The 26,531-nt window shown below is 72.3% G+C and carries 27 protein-coding genes; 16 read left to right on the top strand and 11 right to left on the bottom strand.

Annotation, left to right across the window (positions count from 1 at the left end; genetic code table 11):
• Window positions 1-72: 72 nt before the first annotated feature.
• From ACIA6C_RS25345 to ACIA6C_RS25355, 3 genes are all read right to left on the bottom strand, one after another.
• Entirely contained in the window at window positions 73-1,335 is a 1,263-nt protein-coding gene (locus tag ACIA6C_RS25345) for a DUF2637 domain-containing protein (protein WP_399279508.1), read from the bottom strand.
• Between the two features lie 200 nt (window positions 1,336-1,535).
• On the bottom strand, window positions 1,536-2,435 hold the full coding sequence (locus tag ACIA6C_RS25350) for a DUF3558 domain-containing protein (RefSeq protein WP_399279164.1): 900 nt from the start codon (window positions 2,433-2,435) through the stop codon (window positions 1,536-1,538).
• Between the two features lie 124 nt (window positions 2,436-2,559).
• On the bottom strand, window positions 2,560-3,465 hold the full coding sequence (locus tag ACIA6C_RS25355; protein WP_399279166.1) for a DUF3558 domain-containing protein: 906 nt from the start codon (window positions 3,463-3,465) through the stop codon (window positions 2,560-2,562).
• A 193-nt stretch (window positions 3,466-3,658) separates the two neighbouring features.
• Here ACIA6C_RS25355 and ACIA6C_RS25360 point away from each other — a divergent pair, with 193 nt between their 5' ends.
• Complete coding sequence (locus ACIA6C_RS25360; protein ID WP_399279168.1) at window positions 3,659-4,852, top strand: RtcB family protein; 1,194 nt, start codon at window positions 3,659-3,661, stop codon at window positions 4,850-4,852.
• Between the two features lie 127 nt (window positions 4,853-4,979).
• Here the strand turns inward: ACIA6C_RS25360 and ACIA6C_RS25365 are convergent, their stop codons facing one another.
• On the bottom strand, window positions 4,980-5,741 hold the full coding sequence (locus ACIA6C_RS25365) for an SDR family oxidoreductase (RefSeq protein ID WP_361139517.1): 762 nt from the start codon (window positions 5,739-5,741) through the stop codon (window positions 4,980-4,982).
• Between the two features lie 181 nt (window positions 5,742-5,922).
• Here ACIA6C_RS25365 and ACIA6C_RS25370 point away from each other — a divergent pair, with 181 nt between their 5' ends.
• The gene (locus tag ACIA6C_RS25370) at window positions 5,923-6,402 is read left to right on the top strand and encodes a hypothetical protein (RefSeq protein ID WP_399279170.1); all 480 of its coding nucleotides are present in this window, start codon (window positions 5,923-5,925) and stop codon (window positions 6,400-6,402) included.
• A gap of 40 nt (window positions 6,403-6,442) precedes the next feature.
• Here ACIA6C_RS25370 and ACIA6C_RS25375 read toward each other — a convergent pair whose 3' ends face one another.
• From ACIA6C_RS25375 to ACIA6C_RS25385, 3 genes are all read right to left on the bottom strand, one after another.
• The gene (locus tag ACIA6C_RS25375; protein WP_399279172.1) at window positions 6,443-7,957 is read right to left on the bottom strand and encodes an FAD-dependent monooxygenase; all 1,515 of its coding nucleotides are present in this window, start codon (window positions 7,955-7,957) and stop codon (window positions 6,443-6,445) included.
• A gap of 21 nt (window positions 7,958-7,978) precedes the next feature.
• Window positions 7,979-8,761 carry a Mut7-C RNAse domain-containing protein gene (locus ACIA6C_RS25380; RefSeq protein ID WP_399279174.1) on the bottom strand — a complete coding sequence of 261 codons (783 nt, stop codon included), beginning with the start codon at window positions 8,759-8,761 and terminating at the stop codon, window positions 7,979-7,981.
• A 726-nt stretch (window positions 8,762-9,487) separates the two neighbouring features.
• Complete coding sequence (locus tag ACIA6C_RS25385) at window positions 9,488-9,973, bottom strand: carboxymuconolactone decarboxylase family protein (RefSeq protein WP_361139505.1); 486 nt, start codon at window positions 9,971-9,973, stop codon at window positions 9,488-9,490.
• A gap of 176 nt (window positions 9,974-10,149) precedes the next feature.
• Between ACIA6C_RS25385 and ACIA6C_RS25390 the strand changes: the two genes are divergently transcribed.
• Both ACIA6C_RS25390 and ACIA6C_RS25395 read left to right on the top strand, forming a co-directional pair.
• Window positions 10,150-11,121, top strand: a complete 972-nt coding sequence (locus tag ACIA6C_RS25390; protein WP_399279176.1) for an RNA polymerase sigma-70 factor — start codon at window positions 10,150-10,152, stop codon at window positions 11,119-11,121.
• Between the two features lie 339 nt (window positions 11,122-11,460).
• A complete protein-coding gene (locus ACIA6C_RS25395) occupies window positions 11,461-12,501 on the top strand; it encodes a serine hydrolase domain-containing protein (RefSeq protein ID WP_361139499.1) in 1,041 nt (346 codons plus the stop codon).
• A gap of 144 nt (window positions 12,502-12,645) precedes the next feature.
• Here ACIA6C_RS25395 and ACIA6C_RS25400 read toward each other — a convergent pair whose 3' ends face one another.
• Complete coding sequence (locus ACIA6C_RS25400; protein ID WP_136216611.1) at window positions 12,646-13,083, bottom strand: hypothetical protein; 438 nt, start codon at window positions 13,081-13,083, stop codon at window positions 12,646-12,648.
• A 295-nt stretch (window positions 13,084-13,378) separates the two neighbouring features.
• Between ACIA6C_RS25400 and hemL the strand changes: the two genes are divergently transcribed.
• The 8 genes from hemL (at window position 13,379) to ACIA6C_RS25440 (ending at window position 21,663) form a co-directional block, all read left to right on the top strand.
• Window positions 13,379-14,701, top strand: a complete 1,323-nt coding sequence (gene hemL, locus ACIA6C_RS25405; RefSeq protein WP_361139496.1) for a glutamate-1-semialdehyde 2,1-aminomutase — start codon at window positions 13,379-13,381, stop codon at window positions 14,699-14,701.
• Entirely contained in the window at window positions 14,698-15,387 is a 690-nt protein-coding gene (locus ACIA6C_RS25410) for a histidine phosphatase family protein (RefSeq protein ID WP_399279179.1), read from the top strand. The genes hemL and ACIA6C_RS25410 overlap by 4 nt, the downstream gene beginning before the upstream one ends.
• A 246-nt stretch (window positions 15,388-15,633) precedes the next feature.
• Complete coding sequence (locus ACIA6C_RS25415; RefSeq protein WP_399279510.1) at window positions 15,634-16,851, top strand: hypothetical protein; 1,218 nt, start codon at window positions 15,634-15,636, stop codon at window positions 16,849-16,851.
• 66 nt (window positions 16,852-16,917) lie between these two features.
• Window positions 16,918-17,547, top strand: a complete 630-nt coding sequence (locus tag ACIA6C_RS25420; RefSeq protein WP_361139490.1) for a TlpA disulfide reductase family protein — start codon at window positions 16,918-16,920, stop codon at window positions 17,545-17,547.
• A gap of 5 nt (window positions 17,548-17,552) precedes the next feature.
• A complete protein-coding gene (locus ACIA6C_RS25425; RefSeq protein ID WP_366081079.1) occupies window positions 17,553-18,332 on the top strand; it encodes a cytochrome c biogenesis protein CcdA in 780 nt (259 codons plus the stop codon).
• A 13-nt stretch (window positions 18,333-18,345) separates the two neighbouring features.
• Entirely contained in the window at window positions 18,346-20,058 is a 1,713-nt protein-coding gene (locus ACIA6C_RS25430) for a cytochrome c biogenesis protein ResB (protein WP_399279181.1), read from the top strand.
• The gene (gene ccsB / locus ACIA6C_RS25435) at window positions 20,055-21,137 is read left to right on the top strand and encodes a c-type cytochrome biogenesis protein CcsB (RefSeq protein ID WP_399279183.1); all 1,083 of its coding nucleotides are present in this window, start codon (window positions 20,055-20,057) and stop codon (window positions 21,135-21,137) included. Before ACIA6C_RS25430 ends, ccsB begins: the two co-directional genes overlap by 4 nt.
• Window positions 21,138-21,162: 25 nt before the next feature.
• Window positions 21,163-21,663 carry an SRPBCC domain-containing protein gene (locus ACIA6C_RS25440; protein ID WP_399279185.1) on the top strand — a complete coding sequence of 167 codons (501 nt, stop codon included), beginning with the start codon at window positions 21,163-21,165 and terminating at the stop codon, window positions 21,661-21,663.
• Between the two features lie 12 nt (window positions 21,664-21,675).
• Here ACIA6C_RS25440 and ACIA6C_RS25445 read toward each other — a convergent pair whose 3' ends face one another.
• On the bottom strand, window positions 21,676-22,020 hold the full coding sequence (locus ACIA6C_RS25445) for a PLD nuclease N-terminal domain-containing protein (protein WP_366081082.1): 345 nt from the start codon (window positions 22,018-22,020) through the stop codon (window positions 21,676-21,678).
• Between the two features lie 90 nt (window positions 22,021-22,110).
• On the opposite strand from ACIA6C_RS25445, the gene ACIA6C_RS25450 reads away from it, so the two are divergent.
• Genes ACIA6C_RS25450 through mqnP form a run of 3 tightly spaced genes read left to right on the top strand, consistent with a single transcriptional unit; the run spans window position 22,111 to window position 24,961 of the window.
• Entirely contained in the window at window positions 22,111-23,568 is a 1,458-nt protein-coding gene (locus ACIA6C_RS25450; RefSeq protein WP_399279187.1) for a menaquinone biosynthesis decarboxylase, read from the top strand.
• Window positions 23,565-24,041, top strand: a complete 477-nt coding sequence (locus ACIA6C_RS25455) for a hypothetical protein (RefSeq protein WP_399279189.1) — start codon at window positions 23,565-23,567, stop codon at window positions 24,039-24,041. Before ACIA6C_RS25450 ends, ACIA6C_RS25455 begins: the two co-directional genes overlap by 4 nt.
• Window positions 24,041-24,961 (top strand): menaquinone biosynthesis prenyltransferase MqnP, encoded by a 921-nt coding sequence (mqnP, locus tag ACIA6C_RS25460; protein WP_366081084.1) that lies wholly within the window; start codon window positions 24,041-24,043, stop codon window positions 24,959-24,961. Before ACIA6C_RS25455 ends, mqnP begins: the two co-directional genes overlap by 1 nt.
• 26 nt (window positions 24,962-24,987) lie before the next feature.
• Here mqnP and ACIA6C_RS25465 read toward each other — a convergent pair whose 3' ends face one another.
• Window positions 24,988-25,512 carry a rhomboid family intramembrane serine protease gene (locus ACIA6C_RS25465; RefSeq protein WP_399279512.1) on the bottom strand — a complete coding sequence of 175 codons (525 nt, stop codon included), beginning with the start codon at window positions 25,510-25,512 and terminating at the stop codon, window positions 24,988-24,990.
• A gap of 198 nt (window positions 25,513-25,710) precedes the next feature.
• Between ACIA6C_RS25465 and ACIA6C_RS25470 the strand changes: the two genes are divergently transcribed.
• Entirely contained in the window at window positions 25,711-26,397 is a 687-nt protein-coding gene (locus ACIA6C_RS25470) for a UbiX family flavin prenyltransferase (RefSeq protein WP_366081085.1), read from the top strand.
• Here ACIA6C_RS25470 and ACIA6C_RS25475 read toward each other — a convergent pair.
• A complete protein-coding gene (locus ACIA6C_RS25475; RefSeq protein WP_268250203.1) occupies window positions 26,394-26,528 on the bottom strand; it encodes a hypothetical protein in 135 nt (44 codons plus the stop codon). The two genes, ACIA6C_RS25470 and ACIA6C_RS25475, sit on opposite strands and share 4 nt — an antisense overlap.
• Window positions 26,529-26,531 lie beyond the last annotated feature (3 nt).

Below are 26,531 nucleotides of genomic sequence, written 5' to 3' on the forward strand. Positions count from 1 at the left end.
GGCGTAGCCCCGTAGGACGTGCGAAGGGCCCGTACCCCGTGGGGGGTGCGGGCCCTTCGTCCGTCGTGCGGGTTACGCGATGTGCTCGTTCTCCAGGTCCCGCTGGTAGCGGAGCTTGAGCTCCGGCATCAGGCGGCGGATCATCGAGGCGCTGCGCGGGTGCACGATCCCGTGGCGGTCCGACAGGTGTATGTCCACCTGCTCGGGGGTCGGGAACTGCGAGTGCTCGTCGAGGAAGGCGCGGAACACCTCGTAGGCGGCCTCCGCGAACTTCACCTCGTCGACGTCCGGGTCGGGGGCGGTCTCCGGCTCCGGGGCGGCGGCCTGCTCCTGCTGGTCCGGGCCGGCCGGAGGCATGACCGGCGTCGGCTCCAGGCCCTCGACGTACTGGGGGTTGTAGCCGCCCTCGTACGCCGCCTGGGGGGCCAGGGGCGCGGCGAACCAGGCGCTGTCGTGGGCGGCGGGCATCGCGGTGGGCTCGACGGCGAAGGGCAGTTGGGCGGGGAGGGGGCCGGGGACCGCCGGCTGGGGGGCGGCCTGGGGGGCGGGGCGGCCCTGCGGTGCGGCGTGCGCCTCCGGCTGTTCGGGCGCCGCTTCGAGGGCGGGGGCCGGGGCGGTGTCCTCCGGTCCGGCCTCGGCCGGGGGCAGCAGTACCGGGTCGATACCGGCCGCCGCGAGGCCCGTCGGGGCGGTCTGGGCGAGCGGCACCCCGATCCGGGCCAGGCGCAGCGGCATCAGCGCCTCCACGGGGGCCTTGCGGCGCCAGGCGCGCCCGTAGCGGGCCTGGAGGCGGGCCTGGTAGATCAGCCGGTCCTGCTCCATGCCGACGGCCTGCTCGTAGGAGCGCAGTTCCCACAGCTTCATCCGGCGCCACAGTTTGAAGGTGGGGACGGGGGAGAGCAGCCAGCGGGTGATCCGGACGCCCTCCATGTGCCGGTCGGCGGTGATGTCCGCGATCCGGCCGACCGCGTGCCGGGCCGCCTCGACGGTGACCACGAACAGGATCGGGATCACGGCGTGCATGCCGACACCGAGCGGATCCGGCCACGCGGCCGCGCCGTTGAAGGCGATCGTGGCGGCCGTCAGCAGCCACGCCGTCTGGCGCAGCAGCGGGAAGGGGATCCGGATCCAGGTCAGCAGCAGGTCGAGCGCCAGCAGCACGCAGATGCCGGCGTCGATGCCGATGGGGAACACCAGGGAGAAGTTGCCGAAGCCTTTCTTCAAGGCCAGGGCGCGCACCGCGGAGTACGAACCGGCGAAGCCGATGCCCGCGATGACCACGGCTCCGGCGACCACGACACCGATGAGTATCCGGTGCGTACGAGTCAACTGCATCGCGGCCACGCGTGATCCCCTGTCCTTCGACGTGCTACGAGCTGCTGCCGGGAGCTGTTCGAGCCCGGGCAGGCACAGAGTACGGGTGACTGGATGTCAGCCCCACCTCTGCCCCTGCCCCGCCGCTGTCCCTGCCCCTGTCCCTGCCGGTTCCGCCGGTTCCGTCGGCTTCACCGGCTTCGGCCGGGCGCTTCCTGCTGCTACGCGGACTTCGAGGGCTCCGGGGCTTTGGACTCCTGGCCCTGGCCCTGGCCCTGGCCCTGCCCCTGGCCTTGCCCCTGGCCCTGGCCTTGACCCTGGCCCTGGCCTTGACCCTGGCCCTGTGCGGACTGCGAGGGCGCGGGGGACTGCTGTCCGCCCTGGTCGGGGGCCGGCTGGCCGGTGCCCGCGGCCTCGACCGAAGCGGCCGTCTCCTTGGCGGCGGCGACGGCGTCCTGGAGCAGCTTGCCCTGGTCGGGGGCGGCGGCGCCCTCGTAGGCGGCGCCGTTGTAGTCGAGGGTGATCACGACGTTCTTGTCGCGTACGACGATGGTGGTGTTGAAGAAGTCGACGTCCTTCTTCACGCCGTAGACGACCGAGGTGCCCTGGTCGCCGATCCCGCCGGCCTGCTCGACCTTGACGTCGTGGGCGCCGTCGACCTTCTTCGCCGTCTCGACCTGCTTGTTGTACTGGTCCTCGGCGCGCTTGTTGCCGCTGCCGAGCGTGGCGTGGGAGTCGTAGCGGACCAGGGAGATCGACAGCCAGTGGTACTGCGAGCCCTTGAGGCCGTCCTCGTCGAGGCCGTTCCAGGAGCAGCTGGCGCGGCTGGAGAGGTCGTTCGACTTCGTCGCCGTGCCGTTCTTGTCCTTCGCTTCGGGCACGAGGGTGTCGATGGTCTTCGACTGCACCGCCTTGCAGGGCTCCGGCAGCGTGGCGAACGCCACCTTCTCCAGCTTGGGCGACGCCTTTCCGCCCGGCTTGGAGGATGCGGAGGAATCGGACTTCTTGCCGTCCGAGCCCGAGGCCTTGCCCGAATCGGAGGAGCATCCGGCGACGGTGAGGATCACCGGGACGGCTGCGCAGGCGAGAACGCGGGTGAGGCGCGAGGCTGATCGGTGCATGGTTCCTTCAGTCGTTGGGGGCCGTTTCGGGGCGCGGGACTCGAACAACGGTAGCCCGACCCGGCGCCCGGCTGCTGTGCGCGCCGTCACGCGGGCCGCGCACGCCCCATGGGGGCGCGTGCGGTCAGTCGTTGAACCGCTCGACGAGCGCCTGCGCCAACTGCCGGACCTTGTCCTGGGTTTCCGCGCTGGAGGGGACGACGCCGGGCTGGGAGGGCTGGACGCTGTACTCGATGGTGACGATGACGTTCGAGGTGCGGAACACAGTGCGCACGGTGCGCGACTGCGGTGCGGTGGTGCCGGCCGGGCTCAGCTTGTCCTCGATGTACGCCTCGTTGCCCAGCCCCTCCAGCACCCGGGAGCCGAGCTCCGGTGGGGCGGTGGGGGTGGGGCTCCCGCTCGGGCTGCCGCCGGCGCCCGCGGGGTTCGGGGTCGCGCCGGGAGCGCCGGGAGCGCCGGGAGCGCCGGGAGCGCCGGGAGCGCCGGGAGCGCCGGAGGCGCCGGGGGCCGTGGAGGGCGCGGGGGGTGCGGCGGGCGCGGAGGGCGTCGCCGAAGCGCCGGGGAACGGAAGGTGGGCGTCGGTGAGACGCCGTACGTACACCTGCCGCGCCTTGTCGTCGTCGCTCGCGGCGGCGCGGTCGTACGAGACCACGCGCTCGAAGCCGATGGACAGCAGCCGGGTCTCCGAGGGCGTCTGCGCGGTCCAGCGGCAGCCGACGCGCCGGTCGGCGTCGTACGAGGCGTCCGCCGTCCCGGCGTAGAGCAGCTCGCGCTGCTCGTCGGTGAGGCTCTCGTCGGCGGGGAGCATGCCCCGCAGCCGCTTGAGGTCGGCGGCCTTGCACGGGGTGGGGAGGCTGCGGTACTTCCCCGGCTGTGCGGGCACGGCGGTGCTGCCGCCGGCCTTCGCGTCGGTGGTGGTCCCGGGGCCGCTCGTCTCGGTGCACCCGGTGAGGCCGGCGACCCCGGCCACGAGCGCGGTGAGCATCGCTACGCCTGGCAGGGCCCGCCGTCGTACCGCCTTGCGCTGCACGTCCTGTGGCTCCCTTCGGCCGGCCGGCTGCCCGGCGGTCAGGAAATTGCTTTGCCGTGGCTGGGGCACGGCTGGACACAATGTCTATCGCACACGCTGGTGCCGGCGCCGGTTCCGTGTCCGCTATGGGGCCATGAGCGAGGCTTTTTGCGTATTCCGACTTTCCTGTGGTTAACGGGGTTTTGAGGGTGTTATGTCGTATGTAGAGGTGCCCGGGGACCAGGTCCCGATCCGGATGTGGACCGATCCCGCGTCGGTCGAGGACCACGCGATGCAGCAGCTGCGCAACGTCGCGACCCTGCCCTGGATCAAGGGCCTGGCCGTCATGCCGGACGTCCACTACGGCAAGGGCGCCACGGTCGGTTCCGTGATCGCGATGAAGGACGCGGTGTGCCCGGCGGCGGTCGGCGTCGACATCGGCTGCGGCATGTCGGCGGTGAAGACCTCCCTCACGGCGAACGACCTGCCGGGCGACCTGGCGGGGCTGCGATCGAAGATCGAGCAGGCCATCCCGGTGGGCGTGGGCATGCACAAGGAACCCGTGGACCCGGCGCGGCTGTACGGCTTCGGGGCGGCCGGGTTCGGGGACTTGTGGGAGCGCTTCGACTACGTCACGGACTCGGTGAAGTACCGGCGCGACCGCGCGATGCGACAGATGGGCAGCCTGGGGCAGGGCAACCACTTCTGCGAGGTGTGCATCGACACGGACGGCTCGGTCTGGCTCATGCTGCACTCGGGCTCGCGCAACATCGGCAACGAGCTGGCGAACTTCCACATCGGCGTGGCCCGCGGCCTCGCGCACAACCAGGGCCTGGTCGACCGGGACCTGGCGGTGTTCCTGGCGGCGACCCCCGAGATGGAGGCCTACCGCAACGACCTGTTCTGGGCGCAGGAGTACGCGAAGTTCAACCGCGCCGTGATGATGAGCCTGTTCAAAGAGGTCATCCGCAAGGAGTTCCGCAAGGCCAAGGTCTCCTTCGAACAGGAGATCAGCTGCCACCACAACTACGTGGCGCAGGAGCGGTACGACGGGATGGACCTGCTGGTCACGCGCAAGGGAGCGATCCGCGCGGGCAGCGGGGACTTCGGGATCATCCCCGGCTCGATGGGGACAGGTTCGTACATCGTGAAGGGGCTCGGCAACGAGAAGTCCTTCAACTCGGCTTCGCACGGCGCGGGCCGGAAGATGAGCCGCACGGCGGCGAAGAAGCGTTTCTCGGCGCGGGACCTGGCGGAGCAGACCAAGGGCGTGGAGTGCCGTAAGGACTCCGGTGTGGTGGACGAGATCCCGGGCGCGTACAAGTCGATCGAGCAGGTCATCGACCAGCAGACCGACCTGGTCGAGGTGGTGGCCAAGCTCAGGCAGGTCATCTGCATCAAGGGCTGACGCAGGGCCGGCCGGGGTCGTGGCCGGGCCGCGCCCGGTGGGGCGCCGCCGAGCGCGGTGGGGCGCCGGGACCCCCGGGGCGGAACACGTCTGCTTGCGGCGCGTGGCCGCCCCCGGGGGGCGAGCGTCACAGCTCGCGGTGGACCTTCGTGTTCGAGGCCTGGGCGCGGGGGCGGACCACCAGGAGGTCGATGTTGACGTGGCTGGGGCGGGTCACCGCCCAGGTGATGGTGTCGGCCACGTCGTCGGCGGACAGGGGGTGCGCGACGCCCGCGTAGACCTTCTCGGCCTTCTCCGCGTCGCCCCGGAAGCGGGTCTTCGCGAACTCCTCCGTCTTGACCATGCCCGGCGCGATCTCGATGACGCGGACGGGCTGCCCGACGATCTCCAGGCGGAGCGTCTCGGCGAGCACGCGGGCGCCGTTCTTCGCGGCGACGTAGCCCGCGCCGCCCTCGTAGGTGGAGTGCCCGGCGGTGGAGGACAGGACGACCACCGTGCCGTCGCCGGAGGCGACCAGGGCCGGGAGGAGGGCCTGGGTGACGTGGAGCGTGCCGATGACGTTGACCTCGTACATCGTGCGCCAGTCGGCCGGGTCGCCGGTGGCCACGGGCTCCGCGCCGATCGCACCGCCGGCGTTGTTGACGAGCACGTCGCAGCGCGGGAGGGACGCCGCGAAGGCGTCCACGGCGGCGCGGTCGGTGACGTCGAGGGCGTGGGCGGTGGCCTCGTGGCCCGCGTCGGTGATCTCGGCGGCCAGGGCCTCGATGCGGTCCTTGCGGCGGGCGGTGAGGACGACGTGGTAGCCGGCCGCCGCGAGCTGCCGGGCGGTGGCCGCGCCGATGCCGCTGCTCGCGCCGGTGACCACGGCGGTACGGGTGGCGGGGCTCATGGGCGTACTCCTCGTTCGTCGTTCGTCGTTCGTTCGTACGGGCGATTCCCGGCCAGCATAGGCGGATCCCACGGCGCATCCGGTTGGCCGTCCTGAGGGGCCGCGCCACGCCCTCGTTCGTGTGATGGTCCGACCGGCGGGGGCCGGGGCGGTCTAGCGTCCGCGCGAGGAGGTGGTGGCGGTGCGCCGTGGTGCCGTACGCAGTGTGGTGGTGGCGGGCTTGCTGGTGCTGGGCGGTGCCGGGAGCGCGGGGAGCGCCGGGGCCCGGGCGCCCGAGCCGGAGGCGGACGTCTCGTACCACGGCCGGGTCTCGCTGGACCAGGGGCAGCTGCGCGTGTGGCTGGTCCCGCAGAACGAGGGGCCGAACGCGCTGGCCGACGCCACGCTGCGGGTGCGGCTGTCGGCGGACCTCGGGGACACGCAGGAGCCGGCCGAGGGGTGCGCGCGGGCGGGGCGGCGCGAGGTGGTCTGCGAGACCGGCCCGCTGCCCGCGCACGGGCGGGGCCGGCACATCGGGCTGCTGCTCGGGCTGCGGGAGCGGGTTCCGGAGGTGGTGGTACGGGTCGACACGTGGTGGAACGGCGACGCCGCCGACCGCAACAGCGGCAACAACGAGCACGTGGTGCTGGCCCTGGACACGGGCGACTCGTACGCCTTCTGACCCCCCTGCTCCTGCTGTTCTCTGCTCCTGCTGTTCTCTGCTACTGCTGTTCCTTCTGCGGCGCGGGCTGCGGTAGGAGCCAGGACGCCACGGCGAACGCGGTGGCGGCGTCGTCGGCCCGCTCGGAGCTCCAGGCGACGTAGCCGTCGGGGCGTACGAGGACGGACGCCGTGCGCGGCCGCCCGGTGGGCCAGTGGTGGTGGGAGAGGGGGCTCCCGGGCGGGGTGGGCCGGCCGGGAGGGGTGATGAGGACGAAGCTGCCGGTGCGCAGGGCCTCGTAGAGGCGCAGGCCGCCGGCGAGGGGCAGGTCGGGGGCGCGGCGGCCCGCGGTGGTCGGGCGGCGGGTGCCCGGCGGGGGCGGGTAGGCGATCCCGGTGCCGGAGATGAGGCCGAGCGCGCGCTCGCGGGCGGGGCCGGACCGGGCGAGGACCGCGGCGCCGAGCGCGCGGGCGGCGCGCCGGGCGGGGTCGCTGACCATGGCGGTGCGCACGAGGGCGCCGCTCGCGCGCAGGACGAGCCGGCCGACGGGGTGGCGTTCGCGGTGGTAGCTGTCGAGGAGGGCCTCGGGGTCGGGGCTGTGGCCGTGCAGGACGGCGGCGAGCTTCCAGGAGAGGTTGGCGGCGTCCTGGAGACCGGTGTTCATGCCGAGGCCGCCGGCGGGGGAGTGGACGTGGGCGGCGTCCCCGGCGAGGAAGACGCGGCCCGCGCGGTAGTGGGGGACCTGGCGTTCGTCGCTGTGGAAGCGGGACATCCAGCGGGGGTCGTGCATGCCGTGGTCGGTGCCGAGGGCGGCGCGGGTGATGGCGCGCAGTTCGTCGAGGCCGACGGGGTCGGTGTCGGCGGCGCGGGCGTCGCGGTGCCAGGCGATGGTGCGGTACCAGCCGTCGCCGAAGGGGACGACGAGGGCGAAGGCGTCGGCGCTGCCGTTGACGGCGAGGAAGTCCTCGGGGGGATCGGTCAGCCGCACGTCGGCCAGGACCATGGAGCGGACGACCGCCTGGCCGGGGAAGGGCAGGCCCAGGGCCCGGCGGATGGTGGAGCGGACTCCGTCGGCGCCGACGACGTGGCGGGCGGTCTGGCGGGTGGTCTGGCGGGCGGGGCCGGCGGCGGTGGTGATGTCGAGGGTGACGCTGTCGTGGTCCTGGTGGAGGCCGGTGACTTCGCAGTCATATCGGATGACCGCCCCTGTGGACAGAGCTCGGCGCTCCAGCAGTTTCTCTGTCTCATATTGGGGGGTGATGAGTACGAAGGGGTAGCGGGAACGCAGCTGTTGGAGGGAGAGGGCCATGCCACCGAAGGGGCGCAGGCGGTCGATCCGTCGGCCGGTGGAGACGAGCTGGTCGGCGATGCCGCGCGCGTCGAGGAGTTCGAGGGTGCGGGCGTGGACGGCGAAGGCCCGGGTCAGATTGGCGGCGGTCCGGGGGCGCCGCTCGATGAGGGTGACGGAGAGGCCGGCGGCGGCGAGGTCGCCGGCGAGCAGCAGCCCGGTGGGTCCGGCGCCGACAACGGCGACGTCGACAACGGCGTTGGGGGTGTGTTCCTCAGCGGCAGTCATGCCTCGGCAGTCTGCCGCACCTCATGCGGCGGCGTCACCGTCGCCATCGCCCTGGCGCGTGTCGCCCTGGCCGAATTCGGCCACGGCTTCGGAGACGATCCGCTCCAGGCGGGCGTGGTGGGCGCCGCGCCAGTACACGCGTTCGCAGTCGGCGCACTGGGCGAACACGTCGTAGGAGCGCTGCGTGCCGTGCTGGAGGCGGTCGCCCACGCTGTCCTTGTCGGCTTCGCGGAGCGGTCCGTTGCAGGCGGTGCAGCGGGTCCAGGGTGACAGGCGCGGGGCGAAGCGGCTGAGTACGTCGCGCAGTTGCTCGTCGGGGTTGTCGCTGTAGACGTACGCGCCGGCGAAGATCTCGCGGCGGCGCAGCAGGCCGCGGTCGCGGGAGAGGAGGACGCGGCGCTCGGTGGCGGAACGGGTGGCGAGGGCGGGGTCGCCGATGTCCTCGTTCTCGTAGGCGGCGTCGACTCCGAGCAGGCGCAGGCGGCGCGCGAGCGTGCCGAGGTGGACGTCGAGGAGGAAGCGGAGGGGCGTGCCGTCGTCGCTGCGCTGCGGGATCCGTTGGGGGCGGTCGACGCCGAACACCTCGACCAGCTCGCCTGCTTGGGGCACGTACGAGACGGGCACCTCCTGCCCGTCCACGAGCAGCCGGCCGACCTCGGTGAGCGGGACCCCGGCGGACTCGACGACGTGCCCGACGCTGGAGGCGCCGTCGGTCACGGTGGGAACCCGCTCGGCGCGCCGACTGGGCGCGGCGAAGACGTGCAGTTCGGGCGCGAGGGTGAGCTGAATGCCGGGTCCGTTCACCCTGCCAGCATGCCATTCGCCCCCGGCGCCCCGGGAGGAATTTCGGCAGCCGCCCACCCCACGACCGCCGCCCCCGAAGCCGCCCGGCCGACTCCGGCCCCCCGGCGCCCGCTGCTGTCCGCCCGTGCGTTGCCACCCGACCCCCGCCCGGCGGTCAACGCTGTCCACAGAGGTGACGGGCACGGACCGGCGCCGCCTGCCGAACGGCTCGCGGCGCCAGCCCGGCGCCAGGGCGGCCCGGGTCCGGGGCGGTGCGACGCGCACGGATCCCGCTCGGCGTGTGCCGGCTGTTGGGCACCCGGGTTCTGGGGGCCGGCCCACGGCCACGACGCGCGGTGCCGGCCGGGTGCGCGCCGCCGGTCCGGGCGTCACCGCCCTGCCCCGCCCTGCTCGGCGGGAGGCGGTCAACGCTGGCGCAGATGTGACGGGTACCAACCGGGGTCCGTCCGCCGAACGGCTCGCGGCGCCAGCCCGGCCTGTCCGGGCCCCGGGGGCGGTGCGACGCGCACGGATCCCCTTCGGCGGGAGGCGGCTGTGGGCCGACCCGGCTCCAGCGGCGGCCGCCCGCCGGCGTGGCGGGCGGCGCCCGGCCGGTGCGGGCCGGGCTGGACGTCACCGCCCGGCCCGCCCTGGCCGGCCCGCTCGTCGGGTTGCGGCCGTTGGCCACCCGGCCCCAGTGGCCGCCGCCCATCGTGCGGGCCGCCGCCCCCGCCGCGGGGCGGAGGGTTAGGGGAGGAGGGTTGCGAACATGCCGGGTTCGTAGGAGCCGCCCTGTTGGCGGACGATCACGGCGAGGCGGTTGGCCGCGTTGATCAGGGCGATCAGCGAGACCAGCGCCGCGATCTGGTCGTCGTCGTAGTGCTTGCGCACCTCGGCCCAGGTCTCGTCGGACACACCCTGGTGGGCGTCGGCGAGCCGGGTGCCCTCCTCGGCGAGCGCCAGCGCGGCCCGCTCGGCCTCGGTGAACACGGTCGACTCGCGCCAGGCGGCGACCAGGTGGAGCCGGACCGCGCTCTCACCGGCGGCCGCGGCCTCCTTGGTGTGGATGTCGATGCACCAGCCGCAGCCGTTGATCTGGCTGGCCCGCAGCGACACCAGCTCCTGCGTGGACTTCGCCAGCGGCGACTGGTCGATCACCAGACCGGTGTTGGCGAACCGCTTGGCGAACTTGACCGCGATCTCGTTCTCGAACAGGTTGAACCGGGTTTCCATGATCTCGTCCTCACTCGTGGTCCTGCGCGAACGAACACCAGATGCCGGCGGCCCGCCTCCTGTGACAGGAACGGCGCTGTGACGAGCGTCACCGCCGCGGTATGTCACACGGCGGCGGCCGGCGGCATCTTGTGCGCGTGTCACCGTCACGGCGAACAGGCAGGCAGGAGCAGCGGGTGAACAGCGAACACGGCGAACACGGCGAACACGGCGAACACGGCGAACACGGCGAGCACGGCCGCCGTGGCCGGCACAGCGGGCCCCCGGCGGACGCGGACGCCGCCACCGAGGCGTTCGTGGCCCACCGCAACCTGCTGTTCACGGTCGCCTACGAGATGCTCGGCTCGGCCGCCGACGCGGAGGACGTGCTACAGGAGACCTGGCTGCGCTGGGCCGGCGTCGATCTCGCCGCGGTGCGCGACCGCCGGGCGTACCTGGTCCGGATCACGACCCGCCAGGCGCTGATCCGGCTGCGGACGCTCGGCCGGCGCAAGGAGTCGTACGTCGGCTCCTGGCTGCCCGAGCCGCTGCTGACCACCCCCGACGTGGCCGAGGACGTCGAGCTGGCCGACAGCGTCTCCATGGCGATGATGCTCGTCCTGGAGACGCTCGCGCCGACCGAGCGGGCGGTGTTCGTGCTGCGCGAGGTGTTCGACCTCGGGTACGAGGAGATCGCCGAGGCCGTCGACAAGTCCCCGGCCGCGGTCCGCCAGATCGCCCACCGGGCACGTGCGCACGTCGCCGCGCGCCGCCCGCGCGGGGCCGTCTCCCCGACCGAGACCCGGGGTGCGCTCGACGCGTTCCGGCGGGCGGTCGAGACGGGTGACCTCCAGGGCCTGCTCGATCTGCTCGCACCGGACGTCGTCCTCCTCGGTGACGGCGGCGGGATCAAGCAGGCCGTCCTGCGTCCCGTCGTGGGGGCCGACAAGGTGGCCCGCCTCCTCGTCGCCGGCCTGGGCAGGCAGACCACGGCGGCGCTGCGGTCGGCGCAGGTCAACGCCTACCCGGCGGTGGTCCTCCACCTCGACGGCGAACTCGACACCGTCCTGGCGGTGCGGATCGACGACGGCCTCATCACCGGGCTGTACGCCGTGCGCAACCCCGAGAAGCTGTCGCACATGCACCGGGAGACCGCCCTGCGCCGCTGAGGCGCGCACCCGCCCGCGGGCATCGGCCCCGGACGCCCGCGCCTCCGCCGGGCACCGGCTCCGGGCGCGCCGGGAGACCGCCCTGCGCCGCTGAGCCGCGCACCCGCCCGCGGGCATCGGCCCCGGACGCCCGCGCCTCCGCCGGGCACCGGCTCCGGGCGCGCCGGGCAACGGCTCTGCCCGCCCCGGGCAACGGCTCCGGGCGCGCCCGGGAGCGTACGGAAGCCACCCGCCCGGGGGACCCGGCGCACGGTCCGGCGCGGCGACGGGCGGCCCGGACCGGCTCTGGCCACGCTAAGTGCCGAGATCACCACCGCACCGCACCACCCGGAGGCAGAGATGACACAGGCCGTACCGTTCACGACCGCCGAGACCCACGGGCTGCGGGACACGCTGGACGAGATCGTCGCCGCCCGTGCCACCCCCGGCGGCGTCCTCGTCTGCGGCACCGCCGCGGGGGAGCGGACCGTGATCTCCGCGGGGGTCGTCTCCCCGTACACCAACCCCAAGGCCCCCGACGAGAACACGGTCTACGACCTGGCCTCGCTGACGAAGGTCACGGCGACCTGGCCGCTCGTCGGCCGCGCCGTCGCCGACGGGCTGCTCGACCTCGACACCCCGGTCCGGGCGTACCTGCCGCCGATGGAGGGCCTGATGCCCAGCGGTGAGGCCACCATGCGCCAGCTGCTGTCGCACACCGGCGGCCTCCAGGCCGCGACCCGCCTCGACCTCTACGACCTCACCTCCAGGCCGCTGCACGAGCTGATCTGCCACGAGCTGATGGAGAACCTGCCGGGCACCCACCGCTACGTCAACCGCGGCTACATCCTGCTCGGCCTCTCCCTCGCCCACGTCACCGGCCGGCCGCTGGACCGCCTGGCCGCCGACTTCTGGGCCGAGCTGGGCATGGGCCGCACCGGCTACGGCCCGATCGCCCAGGCCCCCGACGTCGCGCCGACCGAGCACCCCGACGGCCACGACCGCCTGTGGGGCGTGGTGCACGACGAGAACGCCGCGACGATGGGCGGGGTCGCGGGCCACGCCGGGGTCTTCGCGCCCGCAGCCGACCTCGCCACGTACGCCGAGCACCTGCTGGGAGGCCACGGGGACCCGCACGAGACCAGCCCGCTCACCCTGTGGCTGCGCGAGAGCCTGGCCCCCCAGGCGGAGATCGAGCCCGGCCTCTACCGGGGCCTGGGCTGGGTCCTCGCCGCCGGCGGCACGGTGGCCTACCACCACGGCTTCACCGGGACGAGCCTCTACCTCGCCCCCGCCACCGGCCGGTACGTGGTCATCGTCACCAACGCCGTCCACAACGGCGCCCCCCGCGTCCGGCTGGCCCCGCTGCGCGAGCGCGCCCTCAAGATCCTGGCCGGGTGAGGCCGGGCCCCACGACGGCCGGGCCCCACGACGGCCGGGCCCCACAACGGCCGGGCCTCACAACGGGCCGGGCCTCACAACGGGCCGGGCCTCACAACGGCCGGGCCTCACAACCGGCCGGGCCCCACGACGGGTGCGGGTGCGTCATGGCCAGACGAGGCAGTACGCCTGGTGGCCCGCCTCGTGGAGGCGGTGGGAGAAGTCCTGCCACTCGTGCAGGAGCTGGTAGACGTTGAACGCGTCGCTCGGCCCCCCGCGGTCGGGGACCGTGGACCAGATGAAGGCCGCCGCGCCGACCGACTCCTCGCCGACGCCGCGCAGCGGGTCGACCACCGTCATCGGGAGCTTGACCACCGCGTAGTCGGGGTGCAGGACGACCAGTTCCAGCGGGGGCACCTTGTGCAGGGGTATGCCCTCGATGCCGGTCAGGACCATCGCGGCCATGGTCTCCGGCTTGATCTTGGTGAACAGACCGCCCATGCCCAGCTCGTCCCCGCCGAGCTCCTCCGGCCGCATGGTCACGGGCACCCGCGCCGCCGTCGCGCCGTCCGGGGCGCCGAAGTACTTGTAGGTCACCCCCATGCCACGCCCCTTGGGCAGCGCGTCCGGCGGCATGATCGGTTCGGGTGCCGCATCGGCGGCCTCGGTGCCGCGCCGCCGGTGCTTGCCTCGACGGCGGGCATCACGGGCGCGCTGCGGGTCCAGGCCGTCCGTACCCTCGCCCGGTCCACCACCGCGTTGCATATCTCCACCCGACTGGTATTGCCTGCCCCGGCCCCGCGGCCCCCGCCACGCAGCCTGATCATCATGGCAGTGACCTCCCCCGGGGTGGCGCGGTGAAACGCCCGTCCGCAAGTCTGTCGCGGCCTCTGAGACCATGGCTGGTGTGAGCTACCCGTATCCGTATGAAGCCCCAGTCTCGCAGAACCTGTTTACGCGCGCGTCCGTAGTGACGCCCGGCGGCGTGAACTCTCCCGTGCGCGCCTTCCGCGCCGTGGGGGGTACGCCCAGGTTCATGGTGTCTGGTACCGGTCCGTATCTGACCGATGCCGACGGCCGCGAGTACGTCGACCTGGTCTGCTCGTGGGGACCGATGATCCTCGGCCATTCCCACCCCGCCGTGATCGAGGCGGTCCAGGCCGCCGTCGCCCGCGGCACGTCCTTCGGTACGCCGGGCGAGGGCGAGGTCGCGCTCGCCGAGGAGATCGTGGCGCGCATCGAACCCGTCGAGCAGGTGCGCCTGGTGTCCTCCGGCACCGAGGCGACCATGTCGGCGATCCGGCTGGCCCGCGGTTTCACCGGCCGCGCCAAGGTCGTCAAGTTCGCCGGCTGCTACCACGGCCACGTCGACGCCCTGCTGGCCTCGGCCGGTTCCGGGCTCGCGACCTTCGCGCTCCCCGACACCCCGGGTGTCACGGGCGCGCAGGCCGGCGACACGATCGTGCTCCCCTACAACGACCTGGAGGCGGTCCGGGCGGCGTTCGCCGCGCACCCCGGCGAGATCGCCTGTGTGATCACGGAGGCCGCGCCCGGCAACATGGGCGTCGTCACCCCCGGCGAGGGCTTCAACCAGGGCCTGGCCGACCTGTGCCGCGAGAACGGCGCCCTCTACATCTCCGACGAGGTGATGACGGGCTTCCGTACCTCCCGCGCCGGCTGGTACGGGGTCGACGGGGTCAAGCCGGACCTGATGACCTTCGGCAAGGTCATGGGCGGCGGCTTCCCGGCCGCGGCGTTCGGCGGCCGCGCCGACGTGATGGGCCACCTGGCCCCGGCCGGCCCGGTCTACCAGGCGGGCACGCTCTCCGGTAACCCGGTCGCCACCGCCGCCGGTCTCGCGCAGCTGCGCCTGCTGGACGAGGCGGCGTACGACAAGGTCGACGCCGTGTCGAAGCAGATCCGGCAGCTGGTCACCGAGGCGCTGACCAAGGAGGGCGTCGCGCACCGGCTGCAGACCGCCTCCAACATGTTCTCGGTGTTCTTCACCGAGGACGAGGTGAAGAACTACGACGACGCGAAGAAGCAGGACGCCTTCCGCTTCAACGGGTTCTTCCACTCGATGCTGGCGCAGGGCGTCTACCTGCCGCCGTCGGCGTTCGAGTCGTGGTTCGTGTCCACCGCCCACGACGAGCGGGCCGTCGAGCGCATCGCCGCCGCCCTGCCCGCCGCCGCCCGCGCCGCCGCGGAGGCCACCGCATGAGCAGCAGCACGCCGGGTGAGATCACCGTCGTCCACCTGATGCGGCACGGAGAGGTGCACAACCCGGACGGCGTGCTCTACGGCCGCCGTTCCGGCTACCACCTGTCCGAGCTGGGCCGGCAGATGGCCGAGCGGGTCGCGGAGCACCTCCAGTCGCGGGACATCACGTACGTCGTGTCCTCCCCGCTGGAGCGGGCGCAGGAGACGGCCGAGCCGGTCGCCAAGGCGCACGGGCTGGACGTGGCGACCGACGCGCGCCTGCTGGAGGCGGGGAACGTCTTCGAGGGCAAGACCTTCGGGGTCGGTGACGGGGCGCTTCGCAAGCCGGCGAACTGGAAGCACCTGACGAACCCGTTCAAGCCGTCCTGGGGCGAGCCGTACGTCGAGCAGGTCGTGCGGATGATGAGCGCGCTGGAGGCGGCGCGTGACGCGGCGCGCGGGCACGAGGCGGTGGCGGTCAGCCACCAGCTGCCGATCTGGATCGTGCGCAGCTTCGCGGAGAAGCGGCGTCTGTGGCACGACCCGCGCCGCCGTCAGTGCACGCTGGCGTCGCTGACGTCGTTCACGTTCCGGGGCGACGCGCTGGTGTCGGTGGGCTACAGCGAGCCGGCCCGGGACCTGGTCCCGGCGCATCTGCTGGCGGGCGCCAAGCCGGTGAAGGGGAAGTCGAAGGCCTTCGGCGCGTAGGGCCCCGGCCGGGCGGTACGGGGCTCCGGCCCCCGCCCGCCCGGCGCCGTCCCGGCTTCCGCCGCCCGCCCGCCGCCCGCCCGGCGCTCCGGCCCCCGCCCGGCGCCGTCCCGGCCGTCGGTCCGGGCCCGCTCGGCCTGGAATGTGCCAAGAGTTGGCCTATTTTCGTACAAGCCGTTCCGGGGGGAGCCGTGTCGCCCTCCCACCCCGCCTGAATGTCGGTTTGTATGACATTTCATGAGCGATGTGCGCGACTACAGCCGAAGGGCGTTGCTCGGCCTCGGACTTGGCGCCGCAGCGGCCGGCCTCGCCGGATGCGGCGGCAGCTCGCCCGGCCAGGGCGCCCCGGGCCCGACCCGCGAGCCCGAGCCCGGTCCGCCCCCGGTCAAGCTGCTCGGTGACGGCTCCACCGCCGACACCGGCCCGCAGCCGCACCAGCCCGCCGCCCCCGTACCGCTCCAGCCGGGCGAGACCCCGCCCCAGTTCGTGGTGTTCAGCTGGGACGGCGCCGGCGAGGTGGGCAACGGCCTCTTCCCGCGCTTCCTCAAGGCCGCCAAGGACCACGGCGCGGCCATGACCTTCTTCCTCTCCGGGCTCTACCTGCTGCCCGAGTCCAAGAGGGAGCTCTACCGGCCGCCCGGCAACCCCGTGGGCGCCTCCGACATCGGCTACCTCAGCGACGAGCACATCCGCGCCACCCTCACCCATGTGCGCCAGGCCTGGCTGGACGGCCACGAGGTGGGCACCCACTTCAACGGCCACTTCTGCTCCGGGTCCGGCTCCGTCGCCCACTGGAGCCCGCAGGACTGGCGGAGCGAGATCGAGCAGGCCGTGTCCTTCGTCACCAACTGGCGCACGAACACCGGGTTCACCGACCTCGAACCGCTGCCCTTCGACTACGGCAAGGAGCTGGTCGGCGCCCGCACCCCCTGCCTGCTCGGCCAGGACGGCCTGCTGCCCACGGCCCGCGAGCTGGGCTGGCGCTACGACGCCTCCTCGCCCGGCGGCGACCAGCGGTGGCCGCAGAAGCGGGAGGGCCTGTGGGACCTGCCCCTCCAGTCGATGCCCTTCCCCGGGCACTCGTTCGAGGTGCTGTCGATGGACTACAACATCCTGGCGAACCAGTCCGTCAACACCACCAAGGGCGTTCCCGGCAACTACCCCGCCTGGCGCACCCAGGCCACGGACGCCTACCTGGGGGGTTTCCGGCGGGCGTACGAGACCAACCGCGCGCCCCTGTTCATCGGAAACCATTTCGAGGAGTGGAACGGCGGGATCTACATGGACGCCGTCGAGGAAGCCCTCAAGGGCATTGCGGACAAAAAGGATGTAAGGCTCGTATCCTTCCGGCAGTTCGCCGACTGGCTCGACGTCCAGGACCCCCGCCTGCTGGCCAAGCTGCGCACCCTCGCCCCCGGTCAGCAGCCGGCCGGTGGCTGGCGCACCTACCTCACCCTCAGCTGACCAGCGGCTTAACACACGCCCGGGGGGCGCGGAAGATCCGCAAATCGGTCATGCGAAACTTTTCACATGAGCCTTGGCCAAGCCCCCCGCCGCCGCTCGACCAGCGGCCGCGTCAGCCTGCTGACCGCGATGACCCTCGCGAGCGCCCTGACCCTTACGGCGTGCGGCGATTCGGGCAGCAGCAAACCCTCCGGTTCCGCCGGCGGGAACTACGTCGCGGGCGCCGGCGGCATCTCCACCGTCGCCAAGGGCGAGCGGACCCAGGCACCCAAGCTCGACGGCGAGACCGTCGACGGCAAGACGCTCGACACGACCGCCCTCAAGGGCAAGGTCGTCGTCCTCAACGTCTGGGGCTCCTGGTGCCCGCCCTGCCGGGCCGAGGCCCCGTACTTCGCGAAGGTGTCGAAGGAGCTGACCGACGCCGGCAAGGACGTCGCCTTCGTCGGCCTGAACATCCGCGACAACAGCAAGCAGAACGCCGCCGCCTTCGAGGAGAACTTCGGGATCACCTACCCGAGCCTCTACGACCCCGACGGCCGGCTGATCCTGCGCTTCCCCAAGGGCACGCTCAACCCGCAGTCGATCCCCTCCACGGTCGTCCTCGACAAGGAGGGCAAGATCGCCGCCCGCACGCTGGTCGCGCTCAACGAGACCCAGCTGCGCTCGATGATCGACCCGCTGCTCGCGGAGAAGTGACCGGCGTGGTCACCGGGCTCCACCTCCTCGCCGCCGGGGCGACCGGCGTGAACACCACCGTCCTCAACGGGGCGCTGCTGCTCGCGCTGCCCCTCTCGCTCCTGGCCGGCCTGGTCTCCTTCTTCTCGCCCTGCGTGCTGCCGCTGGTCCCCGGCTACCTCTCCTACGTGACGGGAGTGGGCGGCGCCGACCTCGCCGAGGCCCGGCGCGGCCGGATGCTGGCCGGCGCGAGCCTGTTCGTCCTCGGCTTCACGGCGGTCTTCGTCTCGACGGGGGCGCTCTTCGGCTACTTCGGGGACACCCTCGCCGAGAACAAGGACGTCATAGCCCGGGTCCTCGGCGGCCTGGTGATCGTGCTCGGCCTGTTCTTCATGGGCGCGATCCCCGGCGTGACGATGCGCGAGTTCCGCTTCCACAAGAAGCCGGCCGCCGGTCTCATCGGCGCGCCGCTGCTCGGCGTACTCTTCGGCGTCGGATGGACCCCCTGCATGGGTCCGACCCTCGCCGCCGTCAACACGCTCTCCATCGACCAGGCGACCGCGGGCCGCGGCGCCCTGCTGACCACCGTGTTCTGCCTGGGCCTGGGGGTGCCGTTCATCCTCACGGCGCTCGCGTTCCGCAAGGCGCTCGGCGCGTTCGGCTGGGTGAAGCAGCACTATGCGTGGGTGATGCGGATCGGCGGCGGCATGCTGATCGTCACCGGACTGCTCCTCGTCACAGGTTGGTGGGGCACGCTCATCAGCGACATGCAGAGCTGGACCAACGGCTTCACGGTGGGGATCTGAGGACTACACGGACATGAGTACGACCGACAAGGCGTCCCCCGAGGCGTCCCAGCAATCCTCCGCGTCCGCGCGCGTCGACGACGACGCCGCCGCCGGAGCGCAGCTGTCCACCGCCCCCCTGGAGGACGCCCCCGGCGGCCCCGTGGGCATCGGCGTGCTCGGCTGGCTGCGCTGGTTCTGGCGCCAGCTCACCTCCATGCGGGTGGCGCTGATCCTGCTGTTCCTGCTCTCCCTCGCCTCCATCCCGGGCTCCCTCATCCCGCAGACCCAGGTCGACGCGATGAAGGTCGCCACCTGGAAGCGCGAGCACGCCTCCTGGGTGACGGTCGCCGAGAAGCTCCAGCTCTTCGACGTCTACAGCTCGGTGTGGTTCTCCGCGATCTACCTGCTGCTGTTCGTCTCGCTGATCGGCTGCATCCTGCCCCGCTCCTGGCAGTTCGTCGGCCAGCTCCGCGGCCGCCCGCCCCGCGCCCCCAAGCGGCTCGACCGGCTGCCCGCGTACACGACGTGGCGTACGGACAAGCCCGCCGACGAGGTCATCGCGGCGGCCGGGAAGGTACTGGGCGGCAGCCGCTTCCGCACCGAGACGGGCGCGAGCTCCGTGGCCGCCGAGAAGGGCTACCTGCGCGAGGCCGGGAACCTGGTCTTCCACATCGCCCTCATCGTCATGCTGGTGGCCTTCGCCTGGGGGCAGCTCTACAAGTCCGAGGGCGGCAAGCTCGTCCTGCGCGGCAAGGGCTTCTCCAACACGCTCACCCAGTACGACGACTTCAAGTCCGGGTCCTTCTTCACCCCCGACGACCTCCCGCCGTTCTCCTTCACCCTGGACCGGTTCGACGCCTCGTACGCGAAGACCGGCCCGCAGAAGGGCACCGCGCGCGACTTCAAGGCGTACGTCACCTTCCGCGAGGGGGCCGACGGCGCGCCGCACAAGCGCGAGATCGAGGTCAACAAGCCGCTGGAGGTCGACGGCTCCAAGGTCTACCTCCTCGGCCACGGCTACGCGCCGGTCGTCTCGGTGACCGACCCCACCGGCAAGGTGATCTTCAAGGACGCCGTGCCGATGCTGCCGCAGGACTCCAACCTCACGTCCTCCGGTGCCATCAAGGTCACCGACGGATACAAGGACAAGGACGGCAAGAAGGAACAGCTCGGCTTCGGCGCCATGTTCGTGCCGACGTACGCGGGCGAGGGCAAGGGGACGATGTTCTCCCAGTTCCCCGACCTGGACTTCCCGGCGCTCATGCTCAGCGCCTGGCACGGCAGCCTCGGCGTGGACTCGGGTCTGCCGCAGAACGTCTACCAGCTCGACACGTCGAAGATGCAGATGTTCAAGGACGACTCGGGCCAGCTGTTCAAGCAGAAGATGCTGCCCGGGGAGACGATGACCCTGCCGGGCGGCGCGGGCACCGTGAAGTTCGAGGGCATCGAGCGCTGGGCCACTTTCTCGATCACCCACCAGCCCGGCAGCGGCCTCGCCCTCGCGGGCGCGATCGCCGCCATCGGCGGCCTGGCCGGCTCCCTGTTCATCCAGCGCCGCCGGATCTGGGTCCGGGCGACCGCGGGAGAGGACGGGGTGACCGTCGTGGAGATGGCGGCCCTCGGCCGCAGCGAGTCCACCAAGCTCCCGGAGGAGCTGGCCGCGCTCGCCGCCGCGCTCCACCAGCAGGCGCCCACGGCGCCCGACCGACCTGTCAAGGAAAACGTTGAAGGGGAGCGCGGATGACGCCGCTCGCAGCCGAGGCCAATGAGAACCTGGCCCAGATCAGCAACTACCTGGTCTATTCGTCGATGGCGGTCTACACGCTCGCCTTCCTCGCCCACATCGCCGAGTGGATCTTCGGCAGCCGCAGCAAGGTCGGCCGTACGGCCGCCGCGCTGACCGGGAACGCCCGGGCCGCCGAGGCCCCGGCCGTGCAGGTGCGCGGCAAGGGGGGCACCGCCGTCCTCGACCGGCCGAAGGTCGTCACCCGTTCCGCCGCCGGCACCCGCGACGTCCCGGACGGCCCCGGCGCCGCCGGCGGCACCGAGCAGGGCGACCTGTACGGGCGGATCGCGGTTTCCCTGACCGCGCTCGCGTTCGTCATCGAGGCGGCCGGTGTCGTCGCGCGCGCGACCTCGGTCAAGCGGGCCCCCTGGGGCAACATGTACGAGTTCTCGCTCACCTTCTCCACGGTGGCCGTCGGCGCGTACCTGATCCTGCTGCTGCTCAAGAAGAACGTCCGCTGGATGGGTCTGATCCTGGTCACGAGCGTCCTGCTGGACCTGGGCATCGCCACCACCTGGCTGTACACGGCGAGCGACCAGCTGGTCCCGGCCCTGCACTCGTACTGGCTGTGGATCCACGTCTCGACCGCCATCATCTGCGGCGCCGTCTTCTACATCGGTGCGACGGGCACGCTGCTGTACCTGTTCCGCGACGGGTACGAGGCCCGGCTGGAGCGCGGCGTGCAGCCGGGCCGGTTCGCGACCTCGGTCATGGAGCGCCTGCCCTCGGCCGCCACGCTCGACAAGTTCTCGTACCGGCTCAACGCGGCGTTCTTCCCGCTGTGGACGTTCACGATCATCGCGGGCTCGATCTGGGCCGGCGACGCGTGGGGCCGCTACTGGGGCTGGGACCCCAAGGAGGTCTGGTCCTTCGTGACCTGGGTGGCGTACGCCTGCTACCTGCACGCGCGGGCCACGGCGGGCTGGAAGGGCCGCAAGGCCGCCTACCTGGCGCTCTTCGCCTTCGCCTGCTGGATCTGGAACTACTACGGCGTGAACATCCTGCTCAACGGCAAGCACTCGTACGCGGGCGTCTGACCGGCGGCAGTGGGACGCTGGTGTCATGTCTCCTGTGAGCCATGGCACCAGCGAGAGCCGCGCCGAGGACCGCCGGCTGATCCGCTTCGAACCGCACCTGCCGTGCTCCTACGAGGGCCTGTGGCCCGCGCTGACCACGGCGGACGGGCTGCGCCGCTGGCTGGGCGAGGCGGAGGTCCTGGAGCGGCACCTCGACGGAGCCGTCACCCTGCGCCCGCTCGACGGCGGCCCCGCGGCGTCCGGCCGGATCACCGCCTGGGACGTCGAACGGGTCGTGGAGTACACCCTCGGCGGCCTCGGCCGGATCCGCTTCCACCTGGAGCCGGTCGGCACCGACTCCACGGTGATCCGGTTCCTGAACGAGCGCGAGGGGCCGGGCGCCGACCCGCCGGGCGTCCTCGCGGACTGGCACCAGCACTTCGAACTCCTCGAATCGGCGCTGACGGGCCCGGGCGGCACCTGGACCGAGGGCCGCCGTGCGGAGCTGCGCGAGTCCTACGCGCGGCCCCTCACCAGACGGCCCTGAGCGGCACGGCCGTCACTCGTTGTCGGCGTCCTTGTCCTTGTCTTTGTCCTTGCCGCGGCCCTTGTCACGGTCCCCGTCACGGCCCCTTTCGCGCTCTTCGCGCAGGGACCGCAGGAACTCCGGGTTGTCGTCCGGCGCCACCCAGTCGCTGCGGCGGACCCGCCCGCCGCCGGCCGCCGCCCGGGTCCTGCCCGCGAACAGCCACACCACCGGCCCGACGATCGAGAACAGCAGGATGATCAGCACCCACACCACCTTCGGCAGGTGCTTGACCTCCTCCTCCGGCGTGTTCAGGCAGTCGATGAAGGCGTAGATGGTCAGCGCGATGATCAGCAGGAACGGCAGGTAGCGCAGCACGGTGCGGGACCGACTCCCAGGCAGTGGCGGCGGGCCCACGCGGAGCCCCGGTGACGCCCCCAGGGTAGTAGGTGACGGATACTGGGCCCCATGGCTTACGACGATCTCCGCTCGCTGCTCCGGGCTCTGGAGCGGGAGGGCGACCTCAAGCGCATCAAGGCCGAAGTCGACCCCTGTCTGGAGGTCGGGGAGATCGTCGACAGGGTCAACAAGGCGGGCGGGCCCGCGCTGCTCTTCGAGAACGTCAAGGGCTCGGCGATGCCGCTCGCCATGAACGTCTTCGGGACCGACCGCCGGCTGCTCAAGGCCCTCGGCCTCACGTCGTACGCGGAGATCAGCGACAAGATCGGCGGTCTCCTCAAGCCCGAGCTGCCCCAGGGCTTCATCGGCGTCCGCGAGGCGTTCGGCAAGCTCGGCTCGATGGTGCACGTACCGCCGAAGAAGGTGAAGGGCGACTCCGCCCCCGTCCAGGAGGTCGTCCTCACCGGCGACGACGTCGACCTCGACCTGCTCCCGGCCCTGTTCACCTGGCCCAAGGACGGCGGCTCCTTCTTCAACCTCGGCCTGACGCACACCAAGCACCCGGAGACGGGCGTGCGCAACCTCGGCCTGTACCGCCTCCAGCGCCACGACAAGCGCACCATCGGCATGCACTGGCAGATCCACAAGGACAGCCGCAACCACTACGCGGTCGCCGCCGCGCGCGGCGAGCGGCTGCCGGTCGCGATCGCCTTCGGCTGCCCGCCGGCGGTGACGTACGCGTCCACCGCGCCGCTTCCGGGTGACATCGACGAGTACCTGTTCGCCGGGTTCGTCGCGGGCAAGCGCATCGAGATGGTCGACTGCAAGACGGTCCCGCTCCAGGTGCCCGCGAACGCCGAAGTCGTCATCGAGGGCTGGCTGGAGCCGGGCGAGATGCTGCCGGAGGGGCCATTCGGCGACCACACCGGCTTCTACACCCCGCAGGAGCCCTTCCCGGCGCTCACGATCGACTGCGTGACGATGCGCAAGCGCCCGCTCCTCCAGTCGATCGTGGTCGGCCGCCCGCCGACCGAGGACGGTCCGCTGGGACGCGCGACGGAACGCTTCTTCCTGCCCCTGCTCAAGATCATCGTGCCGGACATCGTGGACTACCACCTCCCCGAGTCGGGCGGCTTCCACAACTGCGCGATCGTCTCGATCGACAAGAAGTACCCCAAGCACGCCCAGAAGGTCATGCACGCCATCTGGGGCGCGCACATGATGTCGCTGACCAAGCTGATCATCGTGGTGGACAAGGACTGCGACGTCCACGACCTGCACGAGGTGTCCTGGCGGGCGCTGGGCAACACGGACTACAGCCGTGACCTCACCGTCGTGGAAGGTCCGGTCGACCACCTCGACCACGCCTCCTACCAGCAGTTCTGGGGCGGCAAGGCCGGCATCGACGCGACGAAGAAGCTGCCCGAGGAGGGCTACACGCGCGACGGGGGCTGGCCCGACATGGTCGAGTCCGACCCCGCGACGGCCGCCCTCGTGGACAGCCGCTGGAAGGAGTACGGCCTGTGAGCACCGCTATGGGCGGACCCGCCCTCTTCATCGGCACCGACACGGCCTACGTCGCCGTCCTGCGTCCGCGCCTGGACCCGGCCGACCCCGAGGTCCGCGAGGCGGCCGGACAAGCCGGCGTCACGCCCGAGGAGTTCGCGGGACCCGGCAACGTCTGGGCCCTGATGTGGGAGGACGGGACCGGCGAGGGCGGCGGCTTCGAGCTGCCGGGCATGCGGGACGCGGAGGCAGAGGACTTCGCCGACCGTCTGCTGGCCGAGCTGTCCTTCGACACCGGGCCGTTCCTCGTCGGCGCGGGCCAGGTGCTGCGCCTCCAGGGCTACCCGGGCCAGGCCGGCGGGGGATGCCGCTTCGTCTCCACCATCACCCCGCCGGAGGGCGAGGAACCGTCCCCGCTCACGCTGGAGATCCCGCCCGTGGACACCGACGCGCTCCGCGCCGATCTCGAAGACTTCCGCGGGAGCCTCGCGTGATGACGACGGCCGACGGGGTGGTCGGTCCCGGTCCCGCGCCGCAGGCGCCCGGCAGGGTCAAGGCGTTCCTGCGGCTGGTGATGATCGAGCACTCGGTCTTCGCGCTGCCCTTCGCCTACATCGCCGCCCTGACCGCCATGTTCCGGCTCGACGGGACGATGCACTGGGTCAAGCTGCTGCTCGTCACGATCTGCATGGTGGGCCTGCGGACCTTCGCGATGGCCGCCAACCGGATCATCGACCGTGAGATCGACGCCCGCAATCCCCGCACCGCCGGGCGAGAACTCGTCACCGGCGCGGTGTCCGTGCGCTCCGCCTGGACCGGGGCCGGGATAGCGCTGGCCGTCTTCCTCGGCTCGGCGGCGCTGCTGAACCCGCTGTGCCTGGCGCTGGCGCCGCTGGCGGTGATCCCGATGGTGGTCTACCCGTACGGCAAGCGGTTCACGAACTTCCCGCACGCCATCCTGGGCGTGGCCCAGGCGATGGGCCCGGTCGGGGCCTGGCTGGCGATCACCGGCACGTGGTCCTGGGACGCGGTGGTGCTCGGTCTCGCCGTCGGCGTGTGGATCGGCGGTTTCGACCTGATCTTCGCCTGCCAGGACGTGGCCGCCGACCGTGCGGAGGGCGTGAAGTCCGTCCCGGCCCGCTTCGGCATCCCGGCCGCGCTGTGGGGTGCGCGCGGCGCGCACGCCGTGACCACCGGGCTGCTCGCCTGGTACGCCGTCATGACGGATGCGGGGCCGTTCTTCTGGGCGGGCCTGGTGATCGTCGTGGCCGCGTTCCTCTACGAGCACACGATCGTCACGCCGCACGACCTGTCCCGGCTGAACCGGGCCTTCTTCACGGTGAACGGTTTCATCGGGATCGCGCTCTTCGTCTGCGCCGTCCTGGACCTCGCCGCGCGGGGCCTGACGCTCTGACCGTCCTCTGCGGGCCTAAGCGTCCTCTAAGAGCTGCTGCGGCGGAACATGAATGCCGCCGCCACGCCCGCGAGGAGCCCGAAGAGGTGGGCCTGCCAACTGACGATGGCGTCGGTGGGCAGGATCCCCGACAGGAACGTGGTGCCCCAGACGGCGGCTATGCACAGCCCGGTCACCACCCCCAGCGGCCTGCGCTCCACGAAGCCGCGCACCAGCAGGTACCCGAAGAGGCCGAAGATCAGGCCCGAGGCGCCGGCGGTGACGGTGTGGGAGGGCGATACCAGCCAGACCGCGAGGCCGTCGGCGAGGGTGATGACGGCCGACAGCGTGAGGAAGCGGCGTATGCCGCCGAGGGCGGTGACGAAGCCCAGCACCAGCAGCGGCAGGCTGTTGGACGCCACGTGGTCGAAGCCGAAGTGCAGGAACGGGGCCAGGGGTATCCCGCTCAGCCCGTCGGCCTCGCGGGCGGCGATCCCGTACGCGTCCAGTGCGTGGCCCGTGGCGTAGTCCACCGCCTCGATCAGCCACAGCAGGGCGACCCAGCCCAGCATCAGCTTCGCGGCGGCCTTGGCCCGCTCGGCCCGGCTCCACCCCTCCGCCTCCGCGTCGCCGCCCGGCCGTACCCCGTAACCCTCGTGCCCCTCGCGCAGCCGGCTCACGGCGACACCCCCCGTCTTTCGTGTCCACCCTTTGAACGTCCGGGCACCTTACTCCGTGCCCGCTCGCGGTGGCCGGATAGTCTCGGAGTCATGACTGACGGCAAGCGCACCCCGTGGGTGGTCGGGGTTTCCGGGGCGTCCGGGACGCCGTACGCGGCGGCGGTGCTCCGCGGGCTCCTCGCAGCGGGGGAAAGCGTCGACCTGGTGGTGAGCCGGGCCTCGCGGCTCACCCTGCTGGACGAAACCGGCATCGCGTTCCGTGACGCGCACTGGCGCGAGGACCTCGCCCACTGGCTGGAACGCGGGGCGGACGGCAAGCCGGGCAGTTTCGCCCCGCCGGCACTGGACGACGTGCGCTACTGGGGTGCCGGGGACCTGGCCGCCGGCCCGAGCTCGGGCTCGTACCCGGCGAAGGGGATGCTCATCGTGCCCGCGTCCACGGCGTGCGTGGCGGGGGTCGCGCTGGGACTGTCGAAGGACCTGCTCCAGCGCGTCGCGAGCGTGACGCTCAAGGAGCGGCGCCGGCTGGTGGTCGCGGTACGGGAGACCCCGCTGAACGGGCAGACCTTGAAGCAGCTGGTGGCGCTGGACGAGGCGGGCGCGGTCGTGCTGCCCGCCTCTCCGGCGTTCTACTCGGGTGCGACGCACATCCAGGACCTGGTGGACTTCGTCGCGGGGCGGGTGCTGGATGCGGCAGGCGTGCCGCACCGGCTGTACCGCCGGTGGGAGGGGGAGCTCGGAGGTTCCCGGGCTCCCCGGGAGGCGAGCGGTGGCTAGCGCTTCTTGTCGGTGCGCGGCTTGCGCATCTTGTCGACGCGGTGCGCGGCGGACGGCTGGTCGGTGCGGGATCGGTTGGCCAGCTCCTGGAGCTGTCGCATGTGCGCGTAGGCCATCTCGATCGTGTACACGGT

The sequence above is a fragment of the Streptomyces sp. NPDC051578 genome (assembly GCF_044454045.1).
Taxonomy (GTDB): Bacteria; Actinomycetota; Actinomycetes; order Streptomycetales; family Streptomycetaceae; genus Streptomyces.

Bases quoted from the DNA above. Each gene is read 5' to 3' on its own strand.
- ACIA6C_RS25345 (WP_399279508.1), bottom strand. From the start codon at position 1,335: ATGCAGTTGACTCGTACGCACCGGATACTCATCGGTGTCGTGGTCGCC.
- ACIA6C_RS25350 (WP_399279164.1), bottom strand. From the start codon at position 2,435: ATGCACCGATCAGCCTCGCGCCTCACCCGCGTTCTCGCCTGCGCAGCC.
- ACIA6C_RS25360 (WP_399279168.1), top strand. From the start codon at position 3,659: ATGTCGTATGTAGAGGTGCCCGGGGACCAGGTCCCGATCCGGATGTGG.
- ACIA6C_RS25365 (WP_361139517.1), bottom strand. From the start codon at position 5,741: ATGAGCCCCGCCACCCGTACCGCCGTGGTCACCGGCGCGAGCAGCGGC.
- ACIA6C_RS25375 (WP_399279172.1), bottom strand. From the start codon at position 7,957: ATGACTGCCGCTGAGGAACACACCCCCAACGCCGTTGTCGACGTCGCC.
- ACIA6C_RS25385 (WP_361139505.1), bottom strand. From the start codon at position 9,973: ATGGAAACCCGGTTCAACCTGTTCGAGAACGAGATCGCGGTCAAGTTC.
- ACIA6C_RS25395 (WP_361139499.1), top strand. From the start codon at position 11,461: ATGACACAGGCCGTACCGTTCACGACCGCCGAGACCCACGGGCTGCGG.
- ACIA6C_RS25400 (WP_136216611.1), bottom strand. From the start codon at position 13,083: ATGGGGGTGACCTACAAGTACTTCGGCGCCCCGGACGGCGCGACGGCG.
- hemL (WP_361139496.1), top strand. From the start codon at position 13,379: ATGGCTGGTGTGAGCTACCCGTATCCGTATGAAGCCCCAGTCTCGCAG.
- ACIA6C_RS25410 (WP_399279179.1), top strand. From the start codon at position 14,698: ATGAGCAGCAGCACGCCGGGTGAGATCACCGTCGTCCACCTGATGCGG.
- ACIA6C_RS25420 (WP_361139490.1), top strand. From the start codon at position 16,918: ATGAGCCTTGGCCAAGCCCCCCGCCGCCGCTCGACCAGCGGCCGCGTC.
- ACIA6C_RS25430 (WP_399279181.1), top strand. From the start codon at position 18,346: ATGAGTACGACCGACAAGGCGTCCCCCGAGGCGTCCCAGCAATCCTCC.
- ccsB (WP_399279183.1), top strand. From the start codon at position 20,055: ATGACGCCGCTCGCAGCCGAGGCCAATGAGAACCTGGCCCAGATCAGC.
- ACIA6C_RS25440 (WP_399279185.1), top strand. From the start codon at position 21,163: ATGTCTCCTGTGAGCCATGGCACCAGCGAGAGCCGCGCCGAGGACCGC.
- ACIA6C_RS25450 (WP_399279187.1), top strand. From the start codon at position 22,111: ATGGCTTACGACGATCTCCGCTCGCTGCTCCGGGCTCTGGAGCGGGAG.
- mqnP (WP_366081084.1), top strand. From the start codon at position 24,041: ATGACGACGGCCGACGGGGTGGTCGGTCCCGGTCCCGCGCCGCAGGCG.
- ACIA6C_RS25465 (WP_399279512.1), bottom strand. From the start codon at position 25,512: ATGCTGGGCTGGGTCGCCCTGCTGTGGCTGATCGAGGCGGTGGACTAC.
- ACIA6C_RS25470 (WP_366081085.1), top strand. From the start codon at position 25,711: ATGACTGACGGCAAGCGCACCCCGTGGGTGGTCGGGGTTTCCGGGGCG.